The organism is Polaribacter pectinis (assembly GCF_014352875.1).
GTDB lineage: Bacteria > Bacteroidota > Bacteroidia > Flavobacteriales > Flavobacteriaceae > Polaribacter > Polaribacter pectinis.
The window spans coordinates 2,240,812-2,256,331 of the sequence record NZ_CP060695.1 but is presented as its reverse complement, the minus strand read 5'-3'; the positions used below and the strand labels follow the sequence as shown (position 1 = coordinate 2,256,331).

The following is a 15,520-nucleotide window of genomic DNA, read 5'->3' as shown; positions in this document are numbered from 1 at the left end:
TTTTTCTTTTCAAAAAAAATAATGGTGCGAAGCGTAGCGAAGCAATTTTAAATTGGATAGCTATGTCAACTTTTGAACTAAAAACACACAAATCTGGTCGCACTTACTCGAACCCTCATTTTTTCATCTTAAACAAAGGTCTAAACAGCGGAAAACCCTTAACAAATCCCTGTCCTAATTGTTTTGTAGTAACAACTGCAACCGAAGAAGCAAAAAACACATTATTTCACTTATCGATGATGTTGCAAATAGGTGGTTTTTACGCCTACTATTTAAAAGGTAGTGTTATTCCGTTTATCTCAATAGATGATTGCAGAAACACGCTTAAAAAAGGTTTAAAATCAAATGGTAATATCGCTAATCAGATGCAAAAACATATTAATGCGGTTTCTGTTATCTGTAAAAAGGAAAAAGAGCTTCAAAATGTCATTGAAAAAATGGCAGTTTTAAAGGTTGCGTATATTCGTAATTGTTTCAAAGTAATGCAAACTAAAGAAGCTTAGCGCAAAGGCATCTAAAGAGCCTGAAACCGTAACAATATGGCACAATATTAGTTATATTAGTAACGAAAATAAGGTTTAAAAGCAATGTTAAGTCCGTACCAAATCCGAAGGTGTATTAATTTAAAATTGTTTATAAAATGGGTAAAATAGCTCAAGGAATTTTAGGAGGCTTATCTGGTAAGGTAGGTAACATTGTTGGTGGTAGTTGGAAAGGTATTGACTACATTAGAATTAAGCCATCGAGCGTGGCGAATCCTCGAACAGAGGGACAAGTAAATCAGCGTAATAAATTTATCATTACATTGGAGTATTTGCAAGCGACTAAAGATTTTATCAAAATCGGTTATAAGTCATTTGCGACCAAGAAAACGGAATTTAATGCAGCGATGTCCTATGTATTAAATAATGCAGTAGGAGGTATCGCACCTAACTTTACGATTGATTATTCTTTAGCTTTATTAAGTAGAGGTCCTTTGTCTGGAGTTTTGAATCCTACAACCGATTTAACAACCGCAGGACAAGTAAGTTTTGATTGGGATGATAACTCGGCAGAGGGTAACGCAAATGTAACAGACAAAGCGATGGTATTGGTTTACAATCCAAGCAAGAAAGAATCAATTTCTATTTTGGATGGTGCTGATAGAACTGTAGGTTCGCAAGTGGTTACAATACCAAATACCTATGCAGGAGATACAGTAGAGCTATTTATGGCGTTTGTTTCTGCTGATGGTACACAAGTATCAAATAGTGTGTATTTAGGCTCTGGTACGGCAGCTTAATAACTTTAAGTTTAAATACATATTAAAAACCGTTTCTATTAATTTAGAAGCGGTTTTTTTATGCTTATAGATCATTTAATTACAAGGTTAAAAATGTTATACCTATGTTGTACCTATTTCAATAATATTTATTTAAAGTCAATAAATACAATACTTTTAAGATGTTATTAATATAACACGGTGTTAGCAAATGTTTTTAGTATTTCAATTTTTTATAATCTATTTATTCCATACTTTTATTTCAGATAAGTATATATCATATGACGTTAAGAATCTTGATGAATTATGTATTTTCTTTAATTTAGAAAAACCTTCGAAAGATGCTTTATCTAATTGAGTTGAATAATGTGGGTCTTCAAATTTTGGAGGAGATAATTTTCCTGAAACATTTCTGTTACTCAAAAAACCATTATCCCAATCTATTTTACCACTAAGTAATTCACTCTCGAAATTATAAAAGGTAAAAGTTTTTTTATTTATTTTTTCTAAATCTTTAAGTCTTAAACCAATTCTTAAATCATCTTTTGTTAACCATCTAACATTTTTTTCTGATATTTTAATAAAATCAAGAATTTTCAATTCTTTCTCATTTTTCCAGAAAAATAATATCTCATTTTTTGTGTTAGGAAAAAGTACAGTGTAATAATTTTCACTTTCTGAGTCTATATTTCCAGTTGTTTCAGTTTTAATATTTTCTATACCAAATGTTTTTTCAAGTTCTTTTTGAGACTTAAAAATGAGTAAATTGTCTAAAACATTATTGAAATCTGATTTCGGTATAATACTTTGAGATTTTTTTTCAAGTTTTCCATTGGAGATAGTTTTCTCTTTTTTCAAATTACTACATTTTACAAATGTAATTATTCCCAATACTATTAATAATCTGATTGTTATTCTTTTCATTATAATTATTATTGATTTTTGTTAATATTTGCTAACGTTGTTGTGTATGGAAAGTTGCGATTTTGTCTGCGAGGAATTTCCGAAGGAAATTCAGAAGTTGGCAAAATTGCAACTGTCTTTGGTGAAGCACTAAAATAGCAATTTTTTATACACGGTGTTGGCAAATCGTTTTTTTCATTAAGCGACTAAATTTAATCCGCAACTTTTGCATTCAATTTCATTTGTTAAAATTCCATTTTTACAAGCAGGACATTTGTCAGTCACGATTATTATTTCTTTATTATATTTATTTTGTAATTCAATTAATAATTCAGAGTCTTTTTCCTCAATAAAATTCAATTCTCGTTTTCCGAAAAGTCGCAAAGAAGATTCTAAATTCAGCCAGAAAATTTTATAAATATTCTCACTTTCAGAAAATCCTATTATTTTATATTCAGATTTTGCATAAATAACATTTTCGATTGTGAAACCTTTTGTGTGATTGAAAATATTCCTTTGCTTTTCATTTTTATTCAGATTTTTGTATTCAATAAATGAACATTTCTTTTCATTCAGAAATTTGATAATTTCAGGCAAACTTAATTTCGGTTTTAAAAATAAGGGATTAAGAAAATATTTTATAGTCAAAATCCAAATTGATAAAACAATTAAAATTACAATTATTAAAAATATAGAATTTTCCATTCAGTTCTTAAATGTTTGCCAACGTGTTTGTATATGGTTTGTTGCGTGTTTCAAGCACCTAATTTAGTAAATAATTACCGACCAAGAAAGTCCGCGAGGACTTTCGCAAGTAAGCAAGAAGCCAGCAATAAATTATATACGGTGTTCTACGCAGTTATTTATTCTGTCAAGTTCAATTGTCAAGGGAAAAAATCACTATCTTCATAATTCAATATTTTTTTGCGTAAATCTTTCTCATTTCGAAGTATTCTACTCGCTGAAAAAACCAAGTTATCAAATGATTTTTTGACTTTATCTTCATTTTCATTTAGGTCCGACCTTTTAAATAAACGAATTTTTTTACATTTCTCATTATTAAATACTTCTTCTAATAAAGTTTTGTCAGTTGTACCTAAAGAATGCCCTAAAACAAGAACTTCATAATCATCTATACTATTATTATCTAAAATATCACTATAAATTCTATTATAATTATTATTTTTTAAATACGCAAAAGTTTTAAAATTTTCCAAAAACTCATTTGCTTCTAAATCCTTTATTTCTTGATATTCCTTATGTTTATCGTTACCATATCCAAAAACGATATTGTCTTGTGTCAAATTACCGTGGATATAATTAATATTTACGCTTTTGAGATTAGTTATTCCATTACTGAATTCCGAGAAGTAATTTCCAATGGTTTTGGTATAATTAAAGTTTATAATGAATATATTAAAATCTAAATTATCATATACTTTTATATTATTAAAGAATTCATTTATTTTCGGATTATGCTTTAGTAAAATAGTATTTAAATATTCTTTTAGGTAATTTTTGATTTCTATTAATTCTTTATTGAGTCTTTTTACTTGGTTTATGTATTTAGAATCGGATTTATATAGAATTTTTAATCTAATTAGTTCTTGGAAATAAGCATTTTCTATATCAAACCAGTTTGTATATTGATTATTATATAATTTACCCAAAAATGTATTAGATATAATAGTTTGGATTTTATCTGAATTATTAGTTAGTAGCTCGTTTAAAGAGTCGTTTGTGTAATTATTAAAATATCGTCTAACAACATTATCAATCTCATCCGGCTGAAAAATAACATACCGATATTGTTCTCTATTTATAAAATCAAAAAAAATGTCTTTCAAAAAAGTTGTAGCTTCTTTTGTCGTTATAAAAGTTTTGATTTCTTTTTCAATTTTTTCAATAAGCCAAGTAGCAAAATCATTATAGCCTGTCTTTAAGTTGTGAGATAAATCAAATCCATTTCCAATCAATAATATGATGTTAGTGCTTTTTACTACAGTTTTCATTTTAGGTTAAGATTTTGTTTAATTGCGTAGAACGGTTTTGTGTATGAATAGTTGCGGTTTTGTGTGCGAGGAATTTCCGAAGGAAATTCAGACGTAACAAAAATGCAACTACCTTTGATTAAGCACTAATTTAGCAATTTTTTATACACGTTGTTAGCTGTAGTTTTTTACTTTTCCACTAATGTATTTATTTAAAAATTCAATTTGCTCCGAATTCAAATCGTTTAAAGGAATAACTAATTCAGGAAAACCAGAATAATAACTGTTAGAATATAAATTCAGATTATTGTTGGTCATTTTGTAATAATCGTAAAATTCCCATTTTTTATTCCAACTATTTAAACTTGATGAATAACTTATTTTATTTTCTGAAAGCGTAAATTCAACTTTGTCATTTACTTTTCTCTCTCTATTTCTTTTTATGCTATATAGAAGTTCAGTTGCTTTTTTAGATTTTCTAATATCAAGAAATTTAAGAATTGAATATAGGATTAAACCGCAACCAATTCCAATTGATATTCCGTAGTTTTTATGAGTAACTTCTTCCTGTCCGTTTTTTAAAGTCATAATCTCTAAATCATATCCACTCAAAAATCCGCTTATTAAAAGAAATATTCCGATTCCGAAGAAAATCAATATCGGAATTAGTGTTTTATTACTATAGAAATGTTGAAGAAAATATTTCTCCATTTGTCTGTAATAACTATCAATATCTAAAATCTCTATTTTTATAGGTTGTTCCATTTTTCTAATTACAGCTAACGTTTATGTATATGGAAAGTTGCGGTTTTGTGTGCGAGGATTTTCCGAAGGAAAATCAGAAGCTAGCAAACGAGCAACAAACTTTGGTTTAGCTAAAACTAGCAATTTTTTATATACTTTGTTAGCCACTGTGTTTTTATTCAGTTGTAAATTCGCTTATATGTTCACGAATATATTTTATTCTTAATTCACTAATACTTTCTAAATCTCCCAATTCATAAAATTCGGTATCCAACTTATTCAAAGGATTGTCTTTATAGGATTCGCTAAAACTTTCCATTGTTCCATCATCAAATTCCGCTAGTCTCTCTTTGTTTTCTGCATAAATTTTATTCGCATTAGTAGTCAAGTCTGCATGTTTTTCCGCTCCAATTGTTTTAAATCCGAATTCCGCCATATCCGAATATTGTCCACTTGGGTTAAAATAGAATTGATTAAATCCTCCATTATTTACTTCTCCTTCTAAAACCCAAGTAGACCAAAATGCCTGTTGTCCTTTTGATAGTTTTTGGATATCAGCTAACTCATTTCTGTAATCATCTCCAATAATTTCATAGATATTATCAAAAATAGTTTGCTCAAGATTATCATCAGAAATAGATTCAAGAATTTCCGATGTCAGAACCTTATATATTTTTCGATTATTCCATTCTTCAAAATGTTTATCCATTTCGATTTCTTCATTTGATTTTTCAGGTTGTTTTTTACATCCGAAAAAACTTAAAATAGAGGTTAAAATCATAATCAAAAATATCTTTCTGTTCATTGGTTGGTTTACATTGTGGCTAACGGTTTTGTGTACTGAAAGTTGCGTTTTAAATGAACGGCTATTTTCCGCAGTAAAATTGAAGTTTATAAAAAAGCAACTAACTTTGATTAAGCTAAAAATAAGCAATTTTTATTACACGGTGTTGGCAAATGCGTATTTTGTTTTCATTTCTTAATTTTCAAAATTTTATACTTTGAAATGGTTTTAAAACTTAGATTTTGAATAAGAAATTCAATTCCGAATTTTAGTATTCAGAATATTAATTCTGATTATATTTATAAGTGAGAAAGTGTTCAATATTTTTTGTTAAATATTCATCTTTCTTATTAATTTAGAATTAATTTTAGTTACTGTTCCCAAAAGACCATCTTTAAACTCAAATTTCAGCATATATTTATTCAAATCTTTTTTCTTAAAATTAAAGTATGTTTTTTGACTTATGCTTATTCTTTTTGATTCATTTCTTAAATTGAAGTCTATAGAAAATCTATTGTTATCAAAGCTTACTAATTCGTTTATTGAACAATTAACTACTTCCACTTTTTTGTTTTCAATAAATTGAGAATTTATTTGTTCAAATAAAAATAATGATATTAGTCCAATTGTCAAATGAGAAAAAATAATTCCTTGTATTAGATACCAAATTCCTATTCCTGGATTTTTTAAGTTTTCCTGTAAAAACTTTTTTCTAATTATAAATAATATAATTAACCCAAAAATTATTGGAAGAATCCAAATTATTACATAATAATTTAAACCAAAAATTATTTGTTCTTTTGAAAATATATAATTGACAAAATAAAGTATTACAAAAATAATTATTACGAGTAATGCATTATTTTGAAACTTTGATTCTTTTTTCATTTAATATCTAATTTTTGATTTGAGTTTTATTTTAAGCAGAAAGTTAATTTAGTGAACTTATGACTTTCTAGCGTCATTCAACAAGTTTTTGCCAACGTTGTTGTATAAAGAAAGTTGCGTTTTTGTGTGCGAGGAATTTCCGCAGGAAATTCAGAAGTAGCAAAAAATGCAACTAACTTTGATTAAGCACTAATTTAGCAATTTTTTTTATACGGTGTTGGCAGTTGTTTTTTTATTTACTATTTATTGTCTTATTTATGATATTCTTTTTTCCTTCAAATTCTACTTTTGTTTCATATGTTCGAAGATATTTTATCATTTCTTTTACATTCTTTAAATGTTCATTTTCATCTTTTTCTTTAGGTTTATCCGGTTTCCATTTGTAATGTATATAAGCGTTTCTTAATTCAGATGTTTTTAAAATTGTTTTTATATGTTTCTTGTTTATTGGTCGTAAACCTAAAAGTTTAATTAGCCACGTTGATTTTCCACCGATATTTACATTTCTAATAATCTCGGTTGTAGTTTTTCTGTCTATTTCAGAATTGTAACAAGCTGATTGAATAATATAATTCAATGTATGTTCAATGAATGTGGCATATAACGTATTTGATAAATCAAAATTACTTTTTTCATATTCCTTGGCTGTTTTCAGGATTGAATTCCGATGGTCAATTAAAGTCTCAATTTCAAAATCGTTGTTATTTACAAAGTGTTTAAGTGTTTTTTCATAAACTGTTTTTTTGTCATTCAGTTCATTTTCGTTTATTTCTCCGTTTTTATATAAATCGTTAACGATAAATGGTAATAGTTGATCAGCAATTTCTTTTTTAAATTTATCTAAATCCAAGTTTTCTTTTTCAGCTTTACTCATAATTATTTATTGTTCCGAATTTTAATAACTGCCAACGTGTTTGTATAAGATTAGTTGCGTGTTTTAAGCACTAAAGTTGGCAAATAAAACACAGATAGAAAGTCCGCGAGGACTTTCGTAAATAGGCTAAAACCAGCAATTAATTTTATACGGTGTTGGGCGTTCGTTATTATTTTTCCGCATATTTAATTGTTAGTTCATCTTCTGAATCAAATATTGTCAATGCATGTTTTATCTTCTCAAATTTTCCAATATTATCAATGTTTCCTTCGATAAAATAAGTGTCATTAATTTGAACTGGCTGTCTTGGGTTTCCTTCTTTTGGTGTTTTTGTTAAAGTTACTTTTTCTGCTAAATCAGTTGTGAAAAATGTTTCAGGTTGTAAGTCAAATAATTGCTTAAAAACCTCTACATATAATTTAGCAACTTGAGTAACCTCAATTTTTTGGTCAAAGAAGATTGCATATTCAAGCTTCTTATGTTTTGGGTCTTCAGCTTCGAATATGTTTACTTCGTTGTTTTCATCTCTATCGTCTAATTCAATTTCTGGATATTCCCATATTTTTAAGAAACGTTCTGCTAATAAGTCAAAACGTTTTTCGATTTCTGCTTTGTCCCACTTTTCTGCAATTGATAAATACTTATTTAACCATAATCTACTGTCTTTGTAACCAGCATTTTCTAAATCTCGTTTAAAAGTAAAAACTTTGTTTCCTAATTTTCCGTTATTTCCAGATAACGTAAGGTTTCCTATTGTGTTTAAATAAGTTTCTTTTATAAAATTATATTCATCAGTTCCTAAATCGACTTTCCACTTTGGGTCAGGATTTTGTGGAAAAATATGTTCTATAGTTATATCTGTATTTCCTTCTATTTTAACAGGTTCCTTGTTTTCAAAATTCTCTAAACGTTCTAAAAGGTAAGTTCTGTTCTTGGATTTTACGTTATAAACGTCTTTAAGTTTAAGACTTTCTATTAATTCATTGTTTTTAGGAAAACGTTGAGAACCAGGTCTTTTTAAAAGCCATTTTTGAAGAGAAATTAAATAATTTTCTTTGTCAATTTTCTCATAAAGTGTCATAAATATTTTATTTAAAGCATTTGTCGGTAAACCGAGAATAAATCTTCGCCAAGCAAATGATTGAATAAAATCTAAAACCTTAATAAATGTTTCTTTATCTATTATGTTTTCTGAATAGTCTTCATAAACTTTCATTAAAAATGGAAAGGCTACGTTTATTTCAAGACGATTTATATATTCTAGTTGAGTTCTAATTGCTCTATCAGGTTCGTTTTTAGGGTTTAACAGTTTGTTGTAAAACTTTACTAGTGATTTTATAGGCAATAAATTGTTTTCTAATTGCTCTAAATCACTTGTTGGAAATTTAGCTTTAAACTCTAAATAGACTTTACTTTTATTAGGTATTTTATTATTAACTAAAGTCAAATAATCTCTAATAAAATCAGAAACTTTACTTGTATTTAAACTTTCGTCTTTTGCTAATTTCTCAATTATCTCCCAATAATTATTATAAATCTTATTTTGACTTTTACGATTAAGACCCATTAAAATATAGTTACGAATTAAATCCGCTTGAGATAATTCCAAACCTGTCGAGTTTAAGCTTTCAAAGATACGTTGAGGGTCGTCTTTTTCTCTGTCAAGAGAAATTTCAACGAACATAAGTTTTGAAAGACCTTTTAAAACATATTCGATATTTTCTTGAGTAATTCTACTTTTGAAGTAATTAAAATTATCAATTACTTTAGAGAAATCATTAAACTCTTCTGTTGAGTCACTTCTCAATAAATACTTGATTGCTTTATCATTATTCTCTGTAGGACGTAACTTTAGTTTTTCTTCTTCTGGTGCAAATTTATTTGTCAGATATGTTTCACTTATTTCAGCTTCAAGTCCTTCGTCATTCATTTCTATTGCTAAACGATAAAGAGTTAAATAAATTAAAGTTAATGTAGTCAAACGTTGTTGTCCGTCAATTACTGTTAATTCCTTTATTCTTGAAGAAGTATAAACATCATCGTGGACGTAAACTACACTTCCAATGAAATGTGCGTTTGTTTTTTTACTAGTTCCGACTTCGAGAATATCGTCTAAAAGTTGTTTACATTGGCTAGTTGACCAATCATAATTTCTTTGGTAAACTGGGATTACGAATTGTGTTTTGTTTGAAGATAAAAAGTCCTCAACTTTAGTTTCGTTTGCTTTCATTTATTCAGTTATGTTTCTCGTTTTGTTCGGATTTCGTTTTAATGACGCCCAACGGACTTGTATAAGAACAGTAGCGGAATTAGATGCTCTTCCTTTCAGTAGGCAAAGTTGGCTATTAAATATAATAGCGGTTTGAGATTACACCCAAACCGCTATTGCTTTTATACCTTGTTGGCATTAGTTATTCTTTTATTATCTTTCTTGTTGTGCTACCTAAATCTGTTTGGATGTACAATAAATAAACACCTGATGACAGAAAAGATGTATTTACATTAGATTCATTTGACTTAGAATTGTCAATATACAATTCAGAACCCTTAAGATCTAATATTTTAATAGTTTCAATCAGATGTGACCCCTCAACTTTAATATTAACTACGTCCTGAAATGGATTCGGGTATGTATTGACAATATTATCTAGTAAAGAAGATTCATCAATACTCAAGGAAGTGAAATCCACGACAGCTAATTCATCATAATATGGTTTAGAACCATTAGTTCCGTTGAATGAATGTCTTTGAGTTACATTACCATTGATAGGATTGTATTCAATTAGGCTACCATTATTTCCGCCGTTTTCACCTGTAGTTGTAAAGTATAAACGGTTATTAGTTGATAATGTCATAGTTCCTTTAGGTGTATAACCTTCAAGATCTAATGTGTAAAAATAATCAACAACACCAGTTGTTAAATTATAAGTGAAAAGTGTACCAGCGTTTACGTTATCTATATTTTCTTCTGATGTATTACCATATAAAAGTCCATTCAATTCTGTTAGACCACTATATGGATAAAAACCCTGGTCTTGTATTCCTGATTTGAAAACTTCTAATGCACTGTAATCTGTACCATCTAATTTAATTCTAAATAACACACCTACATCTGTTATATCACCACCTTGTGTAGATGTACCATAAAGATATCCATCGCTACTTTCTATTAAACCATTTTGTGCATTTTTAAAACCGTGATTTGGAGATTCACCAGGTCCAGTTGAATTAAATAACACCTCTAGTTGATTTGTAGAGGTATTCCAACGAGTGATCGTTCCAAAATCATTTGTTCCACCATTGGAGGTAGCAATATAAAAATGGTTGTTGCTAGCCTGCATTAATTTTGATCTTCCTTGACCGTGAGTAGTTCTATCTAAGGTAGCTAAAACAGAAATAGCTTGCGTACCTAGGTCATAAGTTGATATTATACTATTAAATACACCGACTTCACTTTGTGCACTAATAATGTAGAGCTTTCCATCATTAGCAAGAAGTGGACTATGATTAATGTCACTACCAATTATAGATTTATCATCAAGTGATTCAATTACAGTTAAATTATTTGTTAGAGGGTCAAAACTAAAAAAAGATCCGAACCCAGCGGTAGCTCCAGGGTTATCAACAGGCCCTTCTTCTGTAGTAAAACCATAAAGTTTACCATTTGCTAGTGTTAAACCTCCTAATGGTTTACCACCCGTACTAGTTGTAAAATCAAAAACTTTTTGAAAGTTTTGGCCGTTTTGGTCAACTCTGTAAATGATTCCAAGCCCATTCGCACCTCCTTCATAAGTTGTGCCATACATGTAAGTTTGCGCATGTAATTGAAACGCAATAACATAGATAACTAAAAGTAAAATTTTTTTCATGTCTGTTTTTTATTTGATTATAAATTACAATTTACGATTTTTTTTTAAATTAATGCCAACGTCTCGGCTATGGTTAGTACGGGAATTAAAAGTAATTAATTTCCGATTAAGCACTTAGCCAAAACTTTTTATTTTGTTTTATCTTTTCATTTTTAAAGCCAAATCAAAAGATTTGGCGGACTTCATAAATACACCTAAACTTTGGATTAAGCACCTAAACCCGTATTAATTATAGCCATTGTTGTACTGCGTTTTTTATTTTTGATATTCTTTACTTTCTAATAAAAAATCAACTAAAGTCATTGTTGAATTAACAGCCAATCTAGCGTGATGTTTTTTAGTGTTAAATTTATTAGCGTGTCTATCTCCAGAATTATTGCTTAAACCAGCAAGCCCACCAACAATTGAATCTAATCCCGAAAGAATTTGTAAAACTGTTTGTGGCATTGTTTTCGGGTCAATAGTCAAATTTAGAATTTTCTTTACTTGCTTATAAAGATTTTCTATTTTTCCGTCATTTTTGATTTCTTTTCCTTCGTGTTTTTCGATGATTTCAATCATAACAGCTTCAGCAAGACTTCTCGCATTCGTAATCGCTCCATTGAAATCGCCTTGTTCAATTTTTTCGTTACATTTTTTAATTTGTTCTTGGATAAAATCGTGATTAATTCCAGTTACGGTTTCAGGTTCTACTAATATTCCTTTTGAGTCTGCTATTTTGTAAAACGCTCCAACTTTTTTCAACTCATAACCATCAAAATTTAAAAGTTCATTAAATGTTTTTATGGTTTCATTGATGTCAATATTTGACTCCATAAAATCTCTTGGGTCAACAGAGTCTTCAATTATTGATTTCAAAAATTTTGTTCCGTTATATTCTCGAATCTTTTCTTCTGTATATTTCCATCTTGAAGGAAAACCTTCTCCATATTGGTCGTCCGCTCCGTAATTAACAAAAAAATCAACTAATTGAGGTCCACTTTTATAAGGCACTAATCCTGTATCTCCACATAACGCTCTACCTAAAAATCTGATTGTTTTTTCTGTTATTTTCATAGTTTGGTCAAATGCAGTACAACGTGTTTGTGTAAAGAAAGTTGCGTGGTTTAAGCAGTGAATTTAGTAAATAAAACACAAACGAAGAAAATCCGAGAGGATTTTCGTAAGTAAGCTTTTACCAGCAATTTTTTTTACACGGTGTTGTAGTGCGTTATTTTTTCATTTTCTTTAACCATTCTTCGTAATATGGTCTATCATTATTTGCTGGAACTTCATACCATTGTGAACAGACAAAATAAATTTCTCCGTTTATTTGATAAGGATTTTTCCAATATCTTATTCTCTCGTAATATGGCGAATTTTCTTTTGCCAAAAATGGGAATTGAATATCAAAGGTCAATTTTGAATAATCGCCTCTTTGTAATCTTTCAATTTCATTTCTGTCTATTAAGTTGTTATTAACTAAATCATTGAATGTTTTTCGGACATATTTTCCAATTGGTAGTTTTCCAGTCGGTTCATTAAAATTCTCAAAAGTTCTATATTTTTTCGTTCTCGGTTTTTCGTAATTTTCTATCGGAACTATTTTGTTCTTACTCTCAATTTTTACTTCTAATACTTTAAAAACATTATCTATTATTTTTTCATCGAATTCATCTTGAAGTTCAGTTTTTAAATAATCAATTATTTTTCCGCTATAATTTTCAGATAGTATTTTGGTTTTTAATTTTTTAAAATCCTCTATTTCTTTTAATTGTTGAATTTTTTCTTGAGCGTGATTTTCAATATTTTCTTTGTTATAATTCTCTTTACTAAATAATTGTACAAATTTTAAACCTTTTTCACTATCTCTATTAAATTCAATTTCATCGATTAAAACGATGCTATTTTTATTGAAAAATTTACCATCTAAAAACAATTGAATTTTATTACCAATTAGAATACCTAATTCAACTCTTGTAATTCCCATATAAGATGATAGCTGTCCTTTGAAAGTAGAATTGTCAATTTCGAGAGAAGGTTTTTTAACTTCTACAATGAAAAGATTTCCTTTCTCTTTTGATCTTAAAATTAAATCTGGACTTATTCTATTTGAAGCTCCTAATTGAATACTTTCTCGTACGGCAATTTCATTATTAAATTCGCTCCATCCTAATTTTTCAAATGCTTGAACTACTTTTAATTCAAATAACTGTTCGCTCGTGTTTGTTGGCAAGTTTTCAGATAATATGTAACATAGTTCATTCCATTTTTCCATATTGATTTTCTCTTTTTTAAGTACGATTTTTCATTTTTCCCTAATGCACTACAACGTTGTTGTATAAGATTAGTTGCGTGTTTTAAGCACTAAATTTAGCAAATAAAACACAGATAGAAAGTCCGCGAGGACTTTCGTAAGTAGGCTGGAACCAGCAATTAATTTTATACGGTGTTAGCGGTTCGTTGTTTTTTCTTTCAGTTTGTCCGCAGTAATTATTCTATTCGTAAAGGAATTAATTGTTAGTCTTATATTTCTTTCGTTGTTTGTTATATAAATATTCTTTCCCTTTTTCTGAAATTCAGATTCGTCAGTTTTAGAGAGAATTTCAGAAATCAACTTTTCAATTCGGTCTTTAGAAAGTTCTAAATTCAATTTTTTGTTTATTCTGCCGTAAACAAGTTCTGTGTAACAAATCTTGTTTAATATTTCTTTCTTGTAATTGTTCAATTGTTCGTTTTTATTGGTAAATAAATGTCAATTAGCGAATTTGGTTTATTCCATTTAAACCGATAATCATACTTTTCAAAATGTATAAATCCTGTTTTTGCTTGGTCTTCAATTTTCAGATTTGACTTGGGCAAAATAACTTTATAAATCTCAAAAAAAGTGTTTTTAATATCTTCCATTTTTCCTTTATGTGAATACACCTCGTATTCTCCTTTTGGAATTTCTAAATGTTTAAAATTATCTGGAATAGTTAAATTGCCTACAGGAATAGCAGTCAAATAGAAATATTTTTTGTTCGTTTTGAATGTTATTCCATATTTTGTCCAATTCCCACCATTTTGATTTAATTTTTTTCTTTTCAATTCCGTATTAAATTCAGACCAATGATTTTGTATTATTCCAAAATTTTCAGATTGAGACTTTGTCAATTCGGTAACAAGTCCGCAAACTTTTATGTTTTGTTCTATAATTTTCATTTATTGACGGATGTTTTTTTCAATGACCGCTAACGAGTTTTTATAAGATTTGTGCGACTGGAAAATCAAAGATTTTTCGGTGGTTGCAAATCGGTTTGTTAAAATGTTTGTCGGTTCGTACTAGTTCAAATTTAAGCATAAATTTTATGAGGTGTTGTGTGTAGGCTTTATTCTTCAAAATCGAGATTTGTCGGTTTAGGTAAAAGTTTATTTGAAATCCCAATATTTAAAGAATCATTAAATTTCTCCGTTGATTTTCCAACAATCTCAAAACTCAAATTATCAAACCAGACTTTTCCTGTTCCGTAAATTAGTACTCCAAAATTCATAGAGTTACTATTTGTCGGAATATCTAAAATAATCTCGTATTTCGTCCAATTTGTAGTTCCTTTAATCTGTTTATCTCTCATATTGTCAAAATATTCGGATGATGGAGATTTTATTGGGTCAATTCTTAACCACATTCCAACCCAATCGGAAATATTCTCAGTTTTAATAAATCCACTCATTTTAACTTTTTTTCCAAGATATTCTTTTGCATTACAAGTTTGCATTAAAGTGCCAAAACCATTAATTTCAGGCTCTATAGATTCAATATAAGAACTTTTTTCTCCGTTTTGGAAAATTGAATTATCAAAACTTATTATATAACTATCTGGTTTATCTCCAGCTTTAATCCATTCATTTGATGAATTTCTTTTGCAAGAATTAAATCCAAACATTAAAATAATCAGAAATGATAGAATAATCGTTTTTCGTAAATTTCTCATAGTTCAATTTTTAATTCTTAACATTTTTTTCCGCTTACACACAACGGTCTTGTATATGAAAAGTAGCGGATTTTAAGCACTAAATTTTCGGAAAGCAAGATACTTAATTAAATGCAAAAACGGTTCAGGTTAGCACCTAAACCGCTATTTTTTATATACGTTGTTACCCACTGGCTTTATTCCGTTCAGCTTGGTTTTCAGCGTTGGCAAAGACATACTCTTTTGTAATTTTTGGCTTGTGTGTCGGCTGATG

Annotated in this window: 16 protein-coding genes; 2 read left to right on the top strand and 14 right to left on the bottom strand. The window is 28.6% G+C overall.

Annotation, left to right across the window (positions count from 1 at the left end; translation table 11 throughout):
- The first annotated feature begins 62 nt into the window (after positions 1 to 62).
- Positions 63 to 503, top strand: a complete 441-nt coding sequence (locus H9W90_RS10035; protein WP_187481466.1) for a DUF6943 family protein — start codon at positions 63 to 65, stop codon at positions 501 to 503.
- 137 nt (positions 504 to 640) lie between these two features.
- Positions 641 to 1,282 (top strand): DUF6266 family protein, encoded by a 642-nt coding sequence (locus tag H9W90_RS10030; protein ID WP_187481465.1) that lies wholly within the window; start codon positions 641 to 643, stop codon positions 1,280 to 1,282.
- Positions 1,283 to 1,501: 219 nt separating this feature from the next.
- Here the strand turns inward: H9W90_RS10030 and H9W90_RS10025 are convergent, their stop codons facing one another.
- The 14 genes from H9W90_RS10025 to H9W90_RS09960 all read right to left on the bottom strand — a co-directional run bounded on the left by H9W90_RS10025 (position 1,502) and on the right by H9W90_RS09960 (position 15,267).
- Positions 1,502 to 2,119, bottom strand: a complete 618-nt coding sequence (locus tag H9W90_RS10025) for a hypothetical protein (protein WP_187481464.1) — start codon at positions 2,117 to 2,119, stop codon at positions 1,502 to 1,504.
- 243 nt (positions 2,120 to 2,362) lie between these two features.
- Positions 2,363 to 2,812 (bottom strand): hypothetical protein, encoded by a 450-nt coding sequence (locus H9W90_RS10020; protein ID WP_187481463.1) that lies wholly within the window; start codon positions 2,810 to 2,812, stop codon positions 2,363 to 2,365.
- A gap of 236 nt (positions 2,813 to 3,048) precedes the next feature.
- Positions 3,049 to 4,176, bottom strand: a complete 1,128-nt coding sequence (locus H9W90_RS10015; protein ID WP_187481444.1) for an AbiH family protein — start codon at positions 4,174 to 4,176, stop codon at positions 3,049 to 3,051.
- A 153-nt stretch (positions 4,177 to 4,329) separates the two neighbouring features.
- A complete protein-coding gene (locus tag H9W90_RS10010; RefSeq protein ID WP_187481462.1) occupies positions 4,330 to 4,920 on the bottom strand; it encodes a hypothetical protein in 591 nt (196 codons plus the stop codon).
- Positions 4,921 to 5,074: 154 nt separating this feature from the next.
- Complete coding sequence (locus tag H9W90_RS10005; RefSeq protein ID WP_187481461.1) at positions 5,075 to 5,680, bottom strand: DMP19 family protein; 606 nt, start codon at positions 5,678 to 5,680, stop codon at positions 5,075 to 5,077.
- A gap of 333 nt (positions 5,681 to 6,013) precedes the next feature.
- Positions 6,014 to 6,571, bottom strand: a complete 558-nt coding sequence (locus tag H9W90_RS10000) for a hypothetical protein (RefSeq protein ID WP_187481460.1) — start codon at positions 6,569 to 6,571, stop codon at positions 6,014 to 6,016.
- 232 nt (positions 6,572 to 6,803) lie between these two features.
- Positions 6,804 to 7,445, bottom strand: a complete 642-nt coding sequence (locus tag H9W90_RS09995) for a hypothetical protein (protein WP_187481459.1) — start codon at positions 7,443 to 7,445, stop codon at positions 6,804 to 6,806.
- Between the two features lie 169 nt (positions 7,446 to 7,614).
- Positions 7,615 to 9,675: a DUF262 domain-containing protein gene (locus tag H9W90_RS09990; protein ID WP_187481458.1), complete on the bottom strand. Its 2,061-nt coding sequence runs from the start codon at positions 9,673 to 9,675 to the stop codon at positions 7,615 to 7,617.
- A 181-nt stretch (positions 9,676 to 9,856) separates the two neighbouring features.
- On the bottom strand, positions 9,857 to 11,314 hold the full coding sequence (locus H9W90_RS09985; RefSeq protein WP_187481457.1) for a T9SS type A sorting domain-containing protein: 1,458 nt from the start codon (positions 11,312 to 11,314) through the stop codon (positions 9,857 to 9,859).
- Positions 11,315 to 11,569: 255 nt separating this feature from the next.
- Complete coding sequence (locus H9W90_RS09980) at positions 11,570 to 12,370, bottom strand: abortive infection family protein (RefSeq protein WP_187481456.1); 801 nt, start codon at positions 12,368 to 12,370, stop codon at positions 11,570 to 11,572.
- Between the two features lie 154 nt (positions 12,371 to 12,524).
- Positions 12,525 to 13,571: a type I restriction enzyme HsdR N-terminal domain-containing protein gene (locus H9W90_RS09975; protein ID WP_187481455.1), complete on the bottom strand. Its 1,047-nt coding sequence runs from the start codon at positions 13,569 to 13,571 to the stop codon at positions 12,525 to 12,527.
- Between the two features lie 174 nt (positions 13,572 to 13,745).
- Entirely contained in the window at positions 13,746 to 13,946 is a 201-nt protein-coding gene (locus H9W90_RS15520; RefSeq protein ID WP_367890060.1) for a DUF3781 domain-containing protein, read from the bottom strand.
- A gap of 71 nt (positions 13,947 to 14,017) precedes the next feature.
- Positions 14,018 to 14,497: a GyrI-like domain-containing protein gene (locus H9W90_RS09965; protein WP_187481453.1), complete on the bottom strand. Its 480-nt coding sequence runs from the start codon at positions 14,495 to 14,497 to the stop codon at positions 14,018 to 14,020.
- Positions 14,498 to 14,664: 167 nt separating this feature from the next.
- Entirely contained in the window at positions 14,665 to 15,267 is a 603-nt protein-coding gene (locus H9W90_RS09960) for a hypothetical protein (protein WP_187481452.1), read from the bottom strand.
- Positions 15,268 to 15,520 lie beyond the last annotated feature (253 nt).

Coding starts and splice junctions, on each gene's coding strand:
- H9W90_RS10035 (WP_187481466.1), top strand. CDS start 63: ATGTCAACTTTTGAACTAAAAACACACAAATCTGGTCGCACTTACTCG.
- H9W90_RS10030 (WP_187481465.1), top strand. CDS start 641: ATGGGTAAAATAGCTCAAGGAATTTTAGGAGGCTTATCTGGTAAGGTA.
- H9W90_RS10015 (WP_187481444.1), bottom strand. CDS start 4,176: ATGAAAACTGTAGTAAAAAGCACTAACATCATATTATTGATTGGAAAT.
- H9W90_RS10010 (WP_187481462.1), bottom strand. CDS start 4,920: ATGGAACAACCTATAAAAATAGAGATTTTAGATATTGATAGTTATTAC.
- H9W90_RS10005 (WP_187481461.1), bottom strand. CDS start 5,680: ATGATTTTAACCTCTATTTTAAGTTTTTTCGGATGTAAAAAACAACCT.
- H9W90_RS10000 (WP_187481460.1), bottom strand. CDS start 6,571: ATGAAAAAAGAATCAAAGTTTCAAAATAATGCATTACTCGTAATAATT.
- H9W90_RS09995 (WP_187481459.1), bottom strand. CDS start 7,445: ATGAGTAAAGCTGAAAAAGAAAACTTGGATTTAGATAAATTTAAAAAA.
- H9W90_RS09990 (WP_187481458.1), bottom strand. CDS start 9,675: ATGAAAGCAAACGAAACTAAAGTTGAGGACTTTTTATCTTCAAACAAA.
- H9W90_RS09985 (WP_187481457.1), bottom strand. CDS start 11,314: ATGAAAAAAATTTTACTTTTAGTTATCTATGTTATTGCGTTTCAATTA.
- H9W90_RS09980 (WP_187481456.1), bottom strand. CDS start 12,370: ATGAAAATAACAGAAAAAACAATCAGATTTTTAGGTAGAGCGTTATGT.
- H9W90_RS09975 (WP_187481455.1), bottom strand. CDS start 13,571: ATGGAAAAATGGAATGAACTATGTTACATATTATCTGAAAACTTGCCA.
- H9W90_RS09965 (WP_187481453.1), bottom strand. CDS start 14,497: ATGAAAATTATAGAACAAAACATAAAAGTTTGCGGACTTGTTACCGAA.
- H9W90_RS09960 (WP_187481452.1), bottom strand. CDS start 15,267: ATGAGAAATTTACGAAAAACGATTATTCTATCATTTCTGATTATTTTA.